General features: G+C 43.8%; 16 protein-coding genes. 4 read left to right on the top strand and 12 right to left on the bottom strand.

Translation table 11 applies throughout. The features are described from left to right. The first annotated feature begins 86 nt into the window (after nucleotides 1-86). A complete protein-coding gene (locus FFM70_RS03095; RefSeq protein WP_137615378.1) occupies nucleotides 87-434 on the top strand; it encodes a hypothetical protein in 348 nt (115 codons plus the stop codon). Nucleotides 435-469: 35 nt separating this feature from the next. On the opposite strand, the gene FFM70_RS03090 is transcribed toward FFM70_RS03095, so the two are convergent. Further along, nucleotides 470-1,819 carry an amino acid permease gene (locus FFM70_RS03090; protein WP_137615377.1) on the bottom strand — a complete coding sequence of 450 codons (1,350 nt, stop codon included), beginning with the start codon at nucleotides 1,817-1,819 and terminating at the stop codon, nucleotides 470-472. Nucleotides 1,820-2,018: 199 nt separating this feature from the next. On the opposite strand from FFM70_RS03090, the gene FFM70_RS03085 reads away from it, so the two are divergent. Beyond that, nucleotides 2,019-2,876: a DUF368 domain-containing protein gene (locus tag FFM70_RS03085; RefSeq protein ID WP_137615376.1), complete on the top strand. Its 858-nt coding sequence runs from the start codon at nucleotides 2,019-2,021 to the stop codon at nucleotides 2,874-2,876. Nucleotide 2,877: 1 nt separating this feature from the next. On the opposite strand, the gene FFM70_RS03080 is transcribed toward FFM70_RS03085, so the two are convergent. From FFM70_RS03080 to FFM70_RS03070, 3 genes are all read right to left on the bottom strand, one after another. Further along, nucleotides 2,878-3,606 (bottom strand): DUF1003 domain-containing protein, encoded by a 729-nt coding sequence (locus tag FFM70_RS03080; RefSeq protein ID WP_137615375.1) that lies wholly within the window; start codon nucleotides 3,604-3,606, stop codon nucleotides 2,878-2,880. Nucleotides 3,607-3,758: 152 nt separating this feature from the next. Continuing rightward, nucleotides 3,759-4,067: a DUF960 domain-containing protein gene (locus FFM70_RS03075; RefSeq protein WP_137615374.1), complete on the bottom strand. Its 309-nt coding sequence runs from the start codon at nucleotides 4,065-4,067 to the stop codon at nucleotides 3,759-3,761. 21 nt (nucleotides 4,068-4,088) lie between these two features. Further along, nucleotides 4,089-4,421 (bottom strand): hypothetical protein, encoded by a 333-nt coding sequence (locus tag FFM70_RS03070; protein ID WP_137615373.1) that lies wholly within the window; start codon nucleotides 4,419-4,421, stop codon nucleotides 4,089-4,091. A 152-nt stretch (nucleotides 4,422-4,573) separates the two neighbouring features. On the opposite strand from FFM70_RS03070, the gene FFM70_RS03065 reads away from it, so the two are divergent. Next, nucleotides 4,574-4,891: a hypothetical protein gene (locus FFM70_RS03065; RefSeq protein ID WP_137615372.1), complete on the top strand. Its 318-nt coding sequence runs from the start codon at nucleotides 4,574-4,576 to the stop codon at nucleotides 4,889-4,891. Nucleotides 4,892-4,954: 63 nt separating this feature from the next. On the opposite strand, the gene FFM70_RS03060 is transcribed toward FFM70_RS03065, so the two are convergent. From FFM70_RS03060 to FFM70_RS03025, 8 genes are all read right to left on the bottom strand, one after another. After that, nucleotides 4,955-5,722 carry a DUF4931 domain-containing protein gene (locus FFM70_RS03060; RefSeq protein ID WP_137615371.1) on the bottom strand — a complete coding sequence of 256 codons (768 nt, stop codon included), beginning with the start codon at nucleotides 5,720-5,722 and terminating at the stop codon, nucleotides 4,955-4,957. Between the two features lie 63 nt (nucleotides 5,723-5,785). Next, complete coding sequence (locus tag FFM70_RS03055; protein WP_223877425.1) at nucleotides 5,786-6,079, bottom strand: RNA-binding protein; 294 nt, start codon at nucleotides 6,077-6,079, stop codon at nucleotides 5,786-5,788. Nucleotides 6,080-6,167: 88 nt separating this feature from the next. Further along, nucleotides 6,168-6,890, bottom strand: a complete 723-nt coding sequence (locus tag FFM70_RS03050) for a hypothetical protein (RefSeq protein ID WP_137615369.1) — start codon at nucleotides 6,888-6,890, stop codon at nucleotides 6,168-6,170. Between the two features lie 139 nt (nucleotides 6,891-7,029). After that, entirely contained in the window at nucleotides 7,030-8,814 is a 1,785-nt protein-coding gene (locus FFM70_RS03045; RefSeq protein WP_137615368.1) for a glycosyltransferase family protein, read from the bottom strand. Between the two features lie 186 nt (nucleotides 8,815-9,000). Continuing rightward, complete coding sequence (locus FFM70_RS03040) at nucleotides 9,001-9,750, bottom strand: DUF975 family protein (RefSeq protein ID WP_137615367.1); 750 nt, start codon at nucleotides 9,748-9,750, stop codon at nucleotides 9,001-9,003. Nucleotides 9,751-9,860: 110 nt separating this feature from the next. Beyond that, on the bottom strand, nucleotides 9,861-10,292 hold the full coding sequence (locus FFM70_RS03035) for a GNAT family N-acetyltransferase (protein ID WP_137615366.1): 432 nt from the start codon (nucleotides 10,290-10,292) through the stop codon (nucleotides 9,861-9,863). A gap of 2 nt (nucleotides 10,293-10,294) precedes the next feature. After that, nucleotides 10,295-11,161, bottom strand: coding sequence for a DegV family protein (locus FFM70_RS03030; protein WP_137615365.1), 867 nt, complete (start codon nucleotides 11,159-11,161; stop codon nucleotides 10,295-10,297). Nucleotides 11,162-11,253: 92 nt separating this feature from the next. Beyond that, nucleotides 11,254-11,676 (bottom strand): MarR family winged helix-turn-helix transcriptional regulator, encoded by a 423-nt coding sequence (locus FFM70_RS03025; RefSeq protein ID WP_137615364.1) that lies wholly within the window; start codon nucleotides 11,674-11,676, stop codon nucleotides 11,254-11,256. Nucleotides 11,677-11,962: 286 nt separating this feature from the next. Between FFM70_RS03025 and FFM70_RS03020 the strand changes: the two genes are divergently transcribed. Beyond that, nucleotides 11,963-13,669 carry an NFACT RNA binding domain-containing protein gene (locus FFM70_RS03020; RefSeq protein WP_137615363.1) on the top strand — a complete coding sequence of 569 codons (1,707 nt, stop codon included), beginning with the start codon at nucleotides 11,963-11,965 and terminating at the stop codon, nucleotides 13,667-13,669. Nucleotides 13,670-13,737: the final 68 nt, after the last annotated feature.

Here is a 13,737-nt window from a genome sequence, read left to right as displayed (position 1 = left end):
TTCAATCTGAACGGAACTTCCCTGCAAATGGCCCTATTTTAGGCTAAAATAGACTTAGATAGGACTTAAGCAAAGGAGGAACCGGCATGCAAGTGAGACTCGTTCCCAACCTGCAACTCGGTGCGCGCATCGTTGGTCCCACTAAAGACGCAGACGCCAACCGCGCTTTATATCAACGCTACGCTAAACGATTACAAGCACGGCTAGGCATCGGTTTTCAAGTTTATGTCGATGCCAGCAATGGTTATGAGCTTTTGCACGCGCCGGCATATGATACCGACACTTGCTGGGTAACCGCAACCGCCGTTCATGCCGCCTTGACACCAGAACTACTCAGTCACCACCATTTAGTAGTCCTCAGCGATCAAGACGTCCTGCTCAAAATCACGGCACCGATTGAACAACATCTCAAAGCACCCACGGAGATAAATTAAAAATGCTACGGCTAATAACCGCAGCATTTTTTTAATTATGCTTGAACTTGATGGCGTCGAATCACGGTCTCAACGAGCAATAAGCCGACGAACCAGACAATGGAACCAATAACTGCCCAGCGATTGACCGCATCAAAACATAGAATCACGGTCACAGCAATAAAGAACACTAAAGTGGCAATATTTGACGCTGGGAACAGGGGTAATTTGAACGGATTTTGGCGACTATCCGTCGTTCGTTTGTACACATAATGGCAAATGAGCAACGAACACCACACAATGATGAAATTGGTCGTCGCCACGTTCGAAATCAACGTAAAGACCGTACTTGGAATCACATAATTTAAGACAACGATCACTAATAAAATCAACGAAGAAAACAGCAATGACCGTGCCGGAACGTTGTAGCGATTGACTTTTCCCATCCATTTAGGGGCATTCTGACCATGCGCCAGCGTGAACAGGGTTCGACTCGTACTGAAAATAGCACTATTACAAGCAGACAACGCTGCCGTCAAGACGACAAAGTTAATGATACTAGCCGCCGCCTTGATTCCGATATCACTAAAAACTTGTACAAAGGGTGACTGGGTCGTCGTAATTTGATCCCAAGGATAGATCGACATGATTACGAACAATGCACCGACATAAAAGAACGAGATTCGAATTGGCAGGCTATTGATCGCACGCGGTAACTCAGTTTCTGGATTTTCAGCTTCCCCCGCCGTAATCCCAACCATTTCGATCCCCGTAAAGGCAAAGATAACTAACGAAAACGACGTTAGAAAACCACCCACGCCTTGCGGGAAAAAGCCCCCATGATGAATCAAGTTACCCATTGAGACCGTTTGACCGCCAACGTGAGCCGCTGACCCGATTAAGATGGCCCCCGTCACAATCAATGCAATAATGGCAACGACTTTGATCATCGAGAACCAATATTCCAATTCCCCAAAAGCACTGACCGAGAGCAAATTAAAAATCAGTAAAATCAAGATAATCACTAACGGCGTGACCCACTGCGGAATCCAAGGGAACCAATAGCGAATGTAAATCCCACTCGCGGTTAAGTCAGCCATGGCTAAACTGATCCAACATAACCAGTAAGTCCAGCCAATTGCGAATTCAAACTTTTTACCTAAATATAAATTAATAAATTCCAAAAATGAATGGAGCTTGGTGTTTGAGAGTAGCAGCTCTCCCAAAGCGCGCATCATCAAATAACAAAACAGACCGCCAATGGCATAGGCTAATAAAATTGAGGGCCCAGCTTGCTTAATCGCTGCCCCTGAACCGAGAAATAACCCTGTTCCAATCGCCCCACCGAGGGCAATCATCTGAACATGCCGGCGTTTTAGTTTTCGTGCCAGATGTTGATCTTCCATAAGTCCTCAACTTTCTTGATCATTATTTTCATAAAAAAACAGCTATTTTCATATTAGCTTATTTTAGGCTAAAAAGCAGTTACGAGCAACTGAATTCCGCTCGTAACTGCGCATTCGATTGATTTCAATTGCTTTCGGTGACCGGATTTGATATGTTAAGTCTAATTTAATTTCGAATTCAATTCAAAGGAGCTTTCTTATGCAAACGCAATCAACTGACAGTCCACTCAAGCGCTTTTTTAAAGGGGTCATTATCGCCCTTGGCTTCATTCTCCCCGGGGTCTCTGGCGGAGTGCTCGCCGCCATTTTAGGCATTTACGAACGATTACTGGGCTTCATGGCGCACTTTCGGCAGAATTTTAAACGCGATTTCTGGTATTTTGTCCCCGTGGGCTTGGGCGGAATCGCTGGCATTGCGTTGCTATCCGCGCCACTGGAATATTTATTAGCGCATGCCCAAGTGATCGTTTTGTGGGGGTTTGCCGGCGCAATCATTGGTACCCTGCCGGCCCTCACCAAAACCGCCAGTGCGCAAACACCACGCGATACCATTGACTATTTATGGTTCTTTGGCACCCTGATTATCAGTGGCACACTGCTCTTCTTTATGAGTGACCTATTTGGCCAGATTCCAGCTAATTTTTGGGGCTTTGTCATCGCTGGCGTCTTAATTGCGCTAGGCGTCTTGGTTCCAGGGCTCAGTCCATCTAACCTACTACTGATTCTAGGGCTATTTACGCCAATGCTGACTGGCTTTAAACGTTTAGATTTCTTGGGCGTTTATTTACCGATTACCTTAGGCGGTGCGCTCGCCATGGTCTTCTTTTCAAAAGGGATGGAATATCTAATTCAACGATTCCATTCACGTGTTTATCACTTTATTTTGGGAATCGTGGTTGCTAGCACCATCTTGATTCTCGTACCCAATCCCAAAGCCGCCGAAAGTATTTCGTATGCCGGCGTAACAGCAGCAACCATTGTTTTTAGTGGGCTAGCCCTACTGGTCGGTATCGCCCTCGGCTACTGGATGAGTCGTCTCGAATTAAAATACAAATAAGTCAAGGTCGATGAGCCTGCTGCAAGCGCCGGAGTTCATTAACTTGCGCCTGAATTTCGCCCAGCATCTGTGTCTGCATTTTTTGAATCTCCAGCATGTTGGGTTCATCTTGCTGGATCAAATGGTCCACTTTACTGTGTAAGACTCGAATCTCTTCTTCGGATTTCGAATTGACCCGAAAATCATTGACAGCTTGTAATCGATCATACTCCGCTGCTCGATTTTGGCTCATCATGATGAGCGGGGCTTGAATGGCTGCGACCATACTCAAAAATAGATTCAGTAAAATGAATGGGTACGGATCAAAATGTAAGCCGAATAACTGCAAGACGTTGAGCAACATCCATAGCAACATGACACTGACAAATGAAATAATGAAGGCCCAGCTCCCGCCAAAACGAGCCACGGCATCCGCAACTCGTTGACCAACCGTCAGCGAGTTTTCTAGTTCACGATTCACATCAACGACTTGATAAGTATTCTTTTGCATAATTTGACTCAGACGCTGGTTAATTTTTTGATTTTGCTGATAATCCTTGGCAATCATGTGATCCATCTTCTGCATTCGATACCCAACTAAATGCTCACTACAAATAAATGAACTGGGCTTGACTGCTGGATAGGCCTGCTTAATGGCAGCCTGTAGTTGTGGATCTAGTTCTTGAATCGTCATCCCATCGACCAAATCATAAGTTGCTTGGTCAACTAAGCACTGTGCGGTTTTTGACATTAGAAGTCACTTCCTTAACTCTGAATGCCTTGATTATAAGCGTTACAATGTCTAAACACGATTATTTACCAAGTAATGCCCACTGAGTAAACAAACCAAAAGGACTGCCATGACTTCACATCTAAGTCATGGCAGTCCTTTTGGTTTGGCTATTAAGCATTTAATTCCGCTAGCAACATCATCGTTTGATTTTGACCGTCATCCAAAACAGCGACGGTTTCAGGAAAGCTGCGCTGATAATCAAACGGTAAATCGAACTCAAAGATTGAGTCCTGATGATCATCGAACACGACCGTGACCTGACCGTGTCGCGCAATCAAGGCAAACTGTAACACGCGTGGCAGCTTAACCACCCCGCGCAAGTCTTCATCGATCACACCCCAAATCCCATCAATCACTTCACTTGGCAATTTAGCGACCAAGCCAAAGGTTGCGTACCGTTCTGCATTTTGATTAAACATCGTTGCCACCTCACTTCTAAGCTAGTTGTTACGAACGACGACCGCGACTTCTTTTTCAATTCGCATAAAGAGGCCTTGTGAGTTTTGCCGAAAGTCGGCTTCCAAGCTCTCACCGGTTGGTTTAATCGCGCCAACCACGGTTGCATCCAACCCATAAATATCAATGTTTTGTTGATTAGCGTCCCATTTGACCGTCCAATAACTGCCTTCAAGGGCTTCGTCAACGAAGTATTGCGTCCCAGCTAACACGGCATCGCGGATCACACTGCTCTCATCCGCGGTCATCCCGGTATCCAGTTCCCATTTTAACTTCTGATTGACCTCCAGCATATCACCTGGAATTAAGTTTTGCACGTGACATTCCTCCACTCTATTACACTGGGCTCATTAGCCCAAATATTCATTAGTTATCATACCATATTGACCACGATTGAACCTCTCTCAAGCTCAATTAAGACTAGCGTTAGCTGACGATTATCGCTATAATTTGCAATGAGGTGTCGAAAATGAAATTAACCGATATTGCAAATAATATCGCCAAAAGTATTCAAATTTATCAAGCTAATAAGCATACCGATTGTATCGTCTACGCAGTTGAATTCACAGATAATAGTCACAAGGCAGCACAAGGTTGTGTCGTTGCTCGGGTGGATGATGCGACTCACTATTCACTCACCAGTTACGATTGTCGCTATATGGACACTGGCGAGGATATCCTAGCCCAAAATTTAGGGGCCTTTTTTGAATGTGATGATGACCTTGATCAACGTCAACCTTTGATTGATGCAATCCAAGCTCAATTGACACCTAGTCCAACCGATTAAGCAAGGGACCAACCAAAAGAATCAAGCAGACGACCTGTTTTTAGGCGGTCTGCTTGATTCTTTTTAAGCTTTAAAATGAGTCCGTACCGCGGCCGCAATTTCACGCATCCGCTCTGGCGTATCGACTTGCGATAAGCGATAGCCAATGTAATAAGGTGAAACGTTAAATAATGGTTCAATTTTACAAACGACCCGATCTTTGGCGGGATAGAAAAACAAGTTATAACTATCACAACGTCCGTTAAAGTAATCATTCAAGGTATACTGAACCACTTTTTGCACGGCATCCGCGAGTTGGTCTACCGCATTCCAAGCGGCGCTAACATTGAATTCCACAAACCCCATAATTGGTTGATCGGAAGCCGTCACACTGAGGTCACGCGTGGTGACAATCGGATAACCGGTTAAATTGGCCGGCGTCACATTGGCATAACCATCAATATCAGTAAGGCCGACGATCTGCATATGCGGATGTCGTAAGCTGCCTCCAGAATGCGGGCCAAAGTTTTTATACAACAAAACTGACTCAAATTTACCGCTGGCAAGCGTTTCTCGCCAGTATTTCAGGGCAAAGGCAAAAATAGCCCGGTTTTGCGTCTTTGAATAAGTCGCAATGTCTCCAAGATGATCACTGGTTTCAATGACGATCGTTTGCCAAGTCGCTTGTAACGTTGGAAACTTGTTCATTAACCAGATCCGATCATCACTTTGGGCAAGTACTTCGGTCAAGTTGGCTGGTTCGCAAAAGGGACAATCATTGTGCGGATGGCGAATATTTTCAGGTTTTCCTTTGGCGATATTGGTATCAAATATTAATGGATGTGCTTGCATGTCCTCGATCCTTTCTCAAACGAAAGAACGGCCTGCCAACTGGCAAACCGTTCTCATCAAACGCTAATTCATAGGCTTGGGTGTCTCGGAACCCGGACCGAATTCAACGTTGGCCATCGTAATCCAAACCACGAATTCAGTTGAAGCTAACCGCCAAAATTGCGGATTGGAAGCTTGCGGTGGATCCTGTTCAAATAACGCAACGGCCAAGGCATTCGCCGCATTATCCGCAGCAACTTGGACGCTGGCACCAAAAGTCTGTGCGGCTGGCACATCGGGAAAACGAACATCCCAATAGGTCCCTTCGTCACGAAAAATTGCTGGATACTTCACTTCAACATTGTGAGTCAATCCCACCACTCCGATTCTTTAGCTTTACTGCTATCATACCCGGTCAGCAATCAAAAGCAAACCCGCTGAATGAAATTTTTAAACAAACATGGCCTTATTCAGTCGTCACTTTATAATAAGTCCCGTTTTTATCGCCATTGACGACGGTGTAGTTGCCACTATGTGATTCACCATATTTGATGGCATCTTCACGGGTACTAAAGTTTTTATTGTCACCCGTGGCCGAACTTGAGGCCGCTGATGAAGCACTGCTACTGTTAGCTTTCGATGACGAAGCTGCCGTTGAGCTGCTTGAGGCTTGACTACTATGCGCAGTCGTCGATGAGGCCGCGGCGGCACTACTATGAGTGGTCGTTGAATGCGACTGTGTCGTCGTAGTAGCCGCATGACTAGTCGTGGTCGCGGCACTTGGCGTCGAAGCCGTCGTGTCCGTGCCCGTCGTATCGGTGTCAGTTCCGTCGCTCACATCAGCGGTGGTACTGTCATCAGCATCACTAGAACTTTTTGACTTTTTCGAATGACTTTTCTTTTTTGAAGATGAACTTTTACGTGAACTGCTACTGCTTGAAGTGCTAGTCGTTTCAACTAAGTCTTGGTCCGTAGACGCTTTGACAAAATAAACGACGGTTCCTCCAAGCGCAATCACGATTAAAGCCAATAACCATAACGAGAGATGGCGCTTCTTTCTCGGAGATTTAGGTGTTTTCGGCGATTTTGGTGACTGGGGCGTCTTAGGCGCCTTCGATCGCTTACGACTACTCGTTGATTCTTGTCGCGCTTTTAATCGCGACATCCGCGTCGGCTGTTGTTCAGGCATTAACTATCGCACTTCCTTTCTTGCTTCCGCAAGTTTACCATATTTTTTAAGTCTTGTCGTGAGGGCTTTTATATTCTGATTAGTGATATTTTAAGCCAAATAATTATAATTGTCGTCTATCTAAACATCTGATAAACAATTAATTATACTGCTGCTGATGCTTCCCAGGGCTCTCGTAAAGGCGCTTAGGCTTAATAAATAATGCTACCGTCATTGCTCCCCCTATTAATAAAGAAAAGAAAAGTAAACCAGCATGCCGTGAGTTATTAGCAACTGAAATCACAATCTGACTTGTCCCAGCTGGTAATTTTGCTCGCAATTGACCATCTACCCGTTGATAGGCCACTCTTTTTCGATTGACGAACACTTGATAGTTAACTTTATGGTAACCAACTACCGGCAATTTCACTTGTTTAGCTCGGAAATGATGAAATTTAAACCCAACCTTCTGATCGGTCACAAATGTCTCCTTAAACTTTTTTGCTTGCGCATCGTCAAAAGCAATACTAGTTTTATTCAACTGAGTGGTTGCACTCAGCTCCATTTTCTCTTGTGCTGTAATTTTAGGCGTTCCTTTTGCACCTGTCTTTTTCAAATGATAATCAGCCATTGTCATTTGATTGACATTTTGCTGATAGTTCTTACCTGTTAGATGGCGCCATATTGCCTTTTCAGGAGTTGTATTAAATGCTGGCTTTGCATCGCTTTTGTGTCTTGCCCAATTGAAGTTTTGATTACTCTGAAGATGATATTGATACAACCCTCCTACACCAATTGTGATAACAAATAAACCAAACAATATTGTAATTGGCACAGAAGTCCAATTAACCTGTTTTAAAAATAATACACAGCCTACCGTCAACAATAATGCAACTATCGTCAAGAGTCTCATTGTAAATTGCAAATATTGTAGTGACGTATTTGTCATTTTTATCCATGGTAACCAGTTCTGCGCAATGACCAAAATACCTAACGCAGATAAATACCAAGATTGCCAATCGCTTTGTGGAACTGAAAAAAGACTGACTAACAAAACTAACATCAATAGTCCAATCGCAATTCCCATATGCGCACCATTAGGAGTTTCTGTAATCGTATTGCTTAACATCCGCGTAAAACCATAATTGGGATCTAGCGGAATTATTGAAGGTGCCGGAGAAACCATTCGATTGCTCAGCATCAACGTTGCAATATTGAATAACGAGTATGCAGACAACAAGATAGCTAACACTCCAGACTGAATAATTGCTAAGACTTCCTGCCAAGAAGATTCTCTTCTGAATAATCGTATTAATTCTACAATAATTACTACCACCGTAAACATCACTAATGATAATACATGTGAATTAGCAACCAGCCCCATCCCAAGGCCAAGCCATAAAATTCCAGAACGTTTTTTAAGCCAAACCTCATAAAGTCCTAAAAATATCAGCGGCAAAAATGCGTACCCAAATGCTTCTCCAATTGCAACTCGTGTATACATCACTTGAAAATGATAGGAGTTAAATTGGTATAACACGACACCAAACCAGACAATTAAACACTTACTGCTTAATCGCCTCATCAACAAATAGATGTTTACAATAGCCATCAAATTCATAATAAAAAAACCCACTGCTAATCCAGCCATTGGACTTTGAAATAAGAACCGCGGAATCACAAAAATCATTAAAGTTGGCCATGGATACATGGCATTCACTGCAATCCCCTGATGACTAAAGCCAATAAAATTGATCAAACTTGGTAGATGTCCCGCTTTAAGTGCTTGATAGATTGACTCCAAGCGTGCCAGATGAATATCACCATCATTATTAATTGCAAAAAAATGTCCAGCAAAAGCTGGATATGTTGAAAGAAATGCTAACACTACCATTCCCAAAATGACAATTACAAGCCTACCATACTTTTTAATACCATTTTCCATATGTCTAACTCAGCCTCTTTATATTAATGTTTTTTTGAAGACACTATATACAGGAATTCCCCCTAATTGCTAGTATAAGATAGTTTTTTAACTTTGGATATCAGAATAGGAGATGCAACCGTTATTATTCATGTCAAAATAAAAATGTTTTGATATTTTAAACCAAAACATTTCCCATGCAATTGTTTATTGATTTTCAGTTGCTGCGACCTTGACTAAATTATCATAATAATTAGCAAAGACACCATAACGATAAGGCGTTAGCCATAGTTGACCAATGCCTAACGTGATACCACTTAAGATGGCCCAGCCAATAAAACTAAGTTGAAGGACAAAATATTCGAACTTGTGCCCCTTCATCAGCTGACGACTCCGCGTGATGGCATCCCGATAACGTGGACGATCATGGCCCGCCGGCGTGGCTGCTAACATATCCTTATAAACAAAGTAAGTTTGCGAGTAAGCGAACGATTTAATGATTCCTGGTACAACTAATAGTAAGCTCCAGAGAAAGACTAAAGCCGCTTGAAAAATAGCTAAACAAACGATTGGCCAAGCATATTGCTTAGTGAACCCGACCGTTGAATCACTAACGGCATGGATCTCACGTTGTGGATTCCGGACCCAGTCTAACATTGAATAGATTGTCCCGGTCATGAAAATTTTAACCACACAATAAAAGAAGAGTTGTAAGAGCAAGACGATAACGACTACGCCTGCCATGATCGATAAATCACGACCACTAAAATGAGATAGCTCCTTGACCCATGAATAATCAGCGCTAGTGTCACTGCCATGATTCATTCGGCTAGAGTATTGTGACATCACCCCAAACATTGATAGTAAGCTGACCACGATGCAGAGCAAAATGGCACTCTTCCACTTACCTTTGAATAATTCCTTCACTTCTTGTTTCAATTCCCCACGTGTTTTCAACTAATCCTCAACTCCTTCTAAATTGTTTCCATGATACCATGTTATCGACGACAAACAAACCAATGAAAAGGCGCTACGACCACTGCCGCAACGCCTCTATCAAAAAATTGCTAAAACTGTTTTGTCATGACCACGACTGGCGCCCCATCTTCATCATAAGGCCCAGCAATCACTTGATAACCACAACGCTCATAAAACCCTTGCGCTGTCACTTCACCATGAATTAAACCAGTCGTATAACCATGTTTGGCAGACCAAACTTCAGCTACCGTCAGCAACTGCTGACCAATCCCATGACCACGATAAGTTTGACGCGTACAAACCCGGCCAAAGCGCATCACGTGATCCGCTTGTGGTTCCAGTCGCAAAGTCGCCAACGGCAAGTTTGCTTGCTCGTAAGCAACGACATACACCCGGTCATCAGTGTCTTTATCATCAAACTCGACTGTTGCGTCAATCCCACGTTCTTCAACAAACACGGCTTGTCGCAACGCATAGGCCGCGGCTTGGGTCGCAGCACTCTTTGAAAAAGTAAATTCCATTTTTAGTACGCCTTATCAATATCTTTTAGCCAAGCCAACGCCAACGATTTATCCCCTAAATGGGTCCCGATAACTGGGCCAAAGTAAGTGATATCGATCGGCATTTCTGGATATTTTTGTTGCAGTTTCGTTTTCCAAGCTTGTGCCGCATCCAAGTTATTGCCTTGCACGATAATCGCACGCAACGGATAATTTATCTCCGCTTGCGCCTTGGCAAACAATTGCTCGACGCGGGCAATGGCTTTCTTAGTCGACCGAACCTTTTCAAACGCCACAATTTCGTGTTTCTCATTAAACGTTAGAATAGGTTTGATGCGCAAGACACTGCCGATAAAGGCGGATGCATTCGACAAACGCCCTCCGCGGACTAAGTTCTGCAAATCATCCACGATAAAGTATTCACCCATCGTCGCTCTCAAATCATCTAAGCGCGCAAAGATTTCTTCTACTGAATGTCCAGCCTTCGCCATCCGTGCCGCTTCAATTGCTAAATAACCCATTAAACGCACCGTAATTTGTGAGTCATAGGGATAGAGCTTGGTCTTAGTGACCAGTCCTCGCATCTGTTCCAGACTATTGTAGAAACCAGAAATCGTACTTGCAAGGTGAATGCTGATTACGGCGTCATAGCCTTCGTCACCCAACTTGTTGTAAAACTCGATCATTTCCCCAACGGGTGGCTGAGATGTGCTTGGAAACGACTTGAACGTCCGCATATTCGCGTAGAAGTCTTCGGTCGTAATATCGACGCCTTCTTGATACACTTTGCCATCTATGATCACCGGAATCGGCACAACATGAATATCGTTGTCAGCAACCTCTCGCGGTGTCAAATAGCTGGTGCTGTCAGTAACAACAGCAATCTTCATGACATACACCTACTTCTCATCTAAAATAATACTCATTATCATAGCATAAAACCTAAATTGCCTCCACCTTGTCATAACTACCAAAAAGTGGCTTAGCTGACCAAGGTCCGATCAACAGATTTGTTCAACCGATTGAGTAAAATCCGTAACAAGTTTTGTTCATCTTGTGGCCATTTATCAAAAACCGCGGCTTCATAGTCGTTGTAAGCCTGGTTGATGTCCGAAACTGCGGCTTCTCCAGTCGGGGTCACGGTATAGATTAATTGGCGCCGATCCCGGCCAATGGCTTCTTTACTCAGCTGGCCTTTCTTGACCAAGCTAGCCAATTGACGACTCAACGTCGATGTATCTAACTGCATCTCTGCCGCCAATTTTTCCTGTGTATTAAACCCAGCTAATAACTGGCCTAATAATTGCCATTCGGCAACTGTGACGCCCTGAGCCTTGGTGATTTGTTTTAATACGACTGTTTGTTGCTTGGCGGTGGCCGCCAAAGCTGCTAAACTCGATTTCATGTAGAACCCTCCCAAAAAAAGTTTCAATCCATCTTGTATTATACAATAAGGGGTGCCGTGATGAAACCCGTTTTTGGGCAAAATGTTGTTAAACTCGTTATTGCATATAGCATTAGGTTTATCCAAATCAAATTAGCAATTTTCACTTGGTCATCTAAGAACGACCTTTTCTTTGACCCAACGACCGCTTCCTTTGCACCAAGCCCGGTCCCACGGTATACTGGGTAAGGTTGACTATCAAAACGATAGTCAAAAATGATTCTATTATATGAAAGTGAGTGATCACATGTCTTTTGATGGTCTATTTACCCATGCCATGGTCACTGAACTAAAAACTACCTTAGTAAGTGGACGAATTTCAAAAATTCATCAGCCCTATCAAAACGAACTGATTTTAACCGTACGTGCAAATGGTAAAAATTGGCCCGTCTTGCTTTCGGCTGACCCAACTTACCCACGGGTTCAAGTGACGAAAATTCCTTACGTTAATCCTGCCGTACCAACTAACTTCGCGATGATGATGCGGAAATACTTGCAAGGCGCGATTATTACTGAAATCAAGCAAATGGCCAATGACCGGGTCGTTCATTTTACCATCACGACCCGTAACGAACTTGGTGACGCTGAAACGCTGACATTAATTATTGAAATTATGGCCCGCCACAGTAATGTCATCTTAGTCGACAATCAGACTGGTAAAATTTTAGACGTCATCAAGCACGTCGGCGCCGACCAAAACCGGTACCGTCTATTATTGCCGGGTGCAACTTATATTGAACCACCCAAGCAAACGAAATTGGATCCGTTTACCACGAACAACGACTATCAAGCCTTAGTAAAGCAGTTTCCTAATGAAGACGTCTTAGCTAAGCAACTGCAACAGCACTACCAAGGCCTAGGTCGAGATAGTGCCCACCAATTAGCTGCCGATTTACACCAACCTGGTGATTTAAGTAGCCATTATCATGCCTTTCTGACCCAATTTGATCAGCCACAGCCGACTTTGATTACGCTGGCTAATCACAAGACGATGTTTGCGGCTGGGCCCTTTACTAGTTTTGGCGAACAGCGACGCCAGTTTGAGTCGCTAAGCCAGCTACTAGACTTCTATTACGAAGACGCAGCGCAGCGGGAACGATCACAACAACAAGCCGGCAACCTTGTTCGCGTCGTTCGTAACGATTTGAAAAAGAATCGCAATAAATATAAGAAACTACAGCAAACCCTTGCTAATACCAAACAGGCAGACGAGCTCCGGTTGAAGGGTGAAATCTTAACGACCTATTTGCATGAAGTTAAACGTGGGATGACTGAAATCACCCTGCCAGATTATTATCATGATAATGCACCGTTAAAGATTCAATTATCTAATCAGCTGTCACCTTCTCGTAACGCGCAAAAGTATTTCTCACGTTATCAAAAACAAAAGAATGCCGTCATCTACGTTGGTGAACAGCTCGACTTGACCCAAGCCGAAATCGATTATTTGGATAATATCCAAACCCAAATCGAACTCGCGGCACCTGCCGACATCGCAGAAATTCGTGAAGAATTAACGCAGCAAGGTTACTTGAAACAGCATAAGGCCAAGAAAAAACAGCGGGCATCTCGAAAATTGAGTCAACCGCAACAATTCTTTGCCAGTGACGGGACAGAGATTTCGGTTGGGAAAAACAACCGCCAAAACGATCAATTGACCTTAAAGACGGCCCGCAAGACAGATTACTGGTTGCATACGCAGAAGATCCCCGGCTCACATGTAATTATTCACAGCTCAGAACCAAGTGAGCAAACGCTGTCGGAGGCCGCTAATTTAGCAGCCTATTTCTCAAAGGCTCGTGATTCAGCCACCGTGCCAGTAGATTACGTCCAAGTTAAACGCATCCGAAAACCCAACGGCGCCAAGCCAGGGTTAGTGATCTATGAAGGCCAAAAGACCTTGTACGTTTCACCCGATGCTAGTTTAGTCGAACAATTAACACCAAAAAAATAAGCGACATCAAAAAATCCCAACAAGTCGGTTTCACCTAAATGGTGAGTCGGCTTGTTGGGATTTTTTCT

This window comes from Lactiplantibacillus nangangensis (genome assembly GCF_005405065.1).
GTDB lineage: Bacteria > Bacillota > Bacilli > Lactobacillales > Lactobacillaceae > Lactiplantibacillus > Lactiplantibacillus nangangensis.
This window is presented reverse-complemented; position numbering and strand designations above follow the sequence as displayed.

Excerpts from the sequence above, each read along its gene's own strand:
- FFM70_RS03095 (WP_137615378.1), top strand. The coding sequence starts at position 87 with ATGCAAGTGAGACTCGTTCCCAACCTGCAACTCGGTGCGCGCATCGTT.
- FFM70_RS03090 (WP_137615377.1), bottom strand. The coding sequence starts at position 1,819 with ATGGAAGATCAACATCTGGCACGAAAACTAAAACGCCGGCATGTTCAG.
- FFM70_RS03085 (WP_137615376.1), top strand. The coding sequence starts at position 2,019 with ATGCAAACGCAATCAACTGACAGTCCACTCAAGCGCTTTTTTAAAGGG.
- FFM70_RS03080 (WP_137615375.1), bottom strand. The coding sequence starts at position 3,606 with ATGTCAAAAACCGCACAGTGCTTAGTTGACCAAGCAACTTATGATTTG.
- FFM70_RS03075 (WP_137615374.1), bottom strand. The coding sequence starts at position 4,067 with ATGTTTAATCAAAATGCAGAACGGTACGCAACCTTTGGCTTGGTCGCT.
- FFM70_RS03065 (WP_137615372.1), top strand. The coding sequence starts at position 4,574 with ATGAAATTAACCGATATTGCAAATAATATCGCCAAAAGTATTCAAATT.
- FFM70_RS03060 (WP_137615371.1), bottom strand. The coding sequence starts at position 5,722 with ATGCAAGCACATCCATTAATATTTGATACCAATATCGCCAAAGGAAAA.
- FFM70_RS03050 (WP_137615369.1), bottom strand. The coding sequence starts at position 6,890 with ATGCCTGAACAACAGCCGACGCGGATGTCGCGATTAAAAGCGCGACAA.
- FFM70_RS03045 (WP_137615368.1), bottom strand. The coding sequence starts at position 8,814 with ATGGAAAATGGTATTAAAAAGTATGGTAGGCTTGTAATTGTCATTTTG.
- FFM70_RS03035 (WP_137615366.1), bottom strand. The coding sequence starts at position 10,292 with ATGGAATTTACTTTTTCAAAGAGTGCTGCGACCCAAGCCGCGGCCTAT.
- FFM70_RS03030 (WP_137615365.1), bottom strand. The coding sequence starts at position 11,161 with ATGAAGATTGCTGTTGTTACTGACAGCACCAGCTATTTGACACCGCGA.
- FFM70_RS03025 (WP_137615364.1), bottom strand. The coding sequence starts at position 11,676 with ATGAAATCGAGTTTAGCAGCTTTGGCGGCCACCGCCAAGCAACAAACA.
- FFM70_RS03020 (WP_137615363.1), top strand. The coding sequence starts at position 11,963 with ATGTCTTTTGATGGTCTATTTACCCATGCCATGGTCACTGAACTAAAA.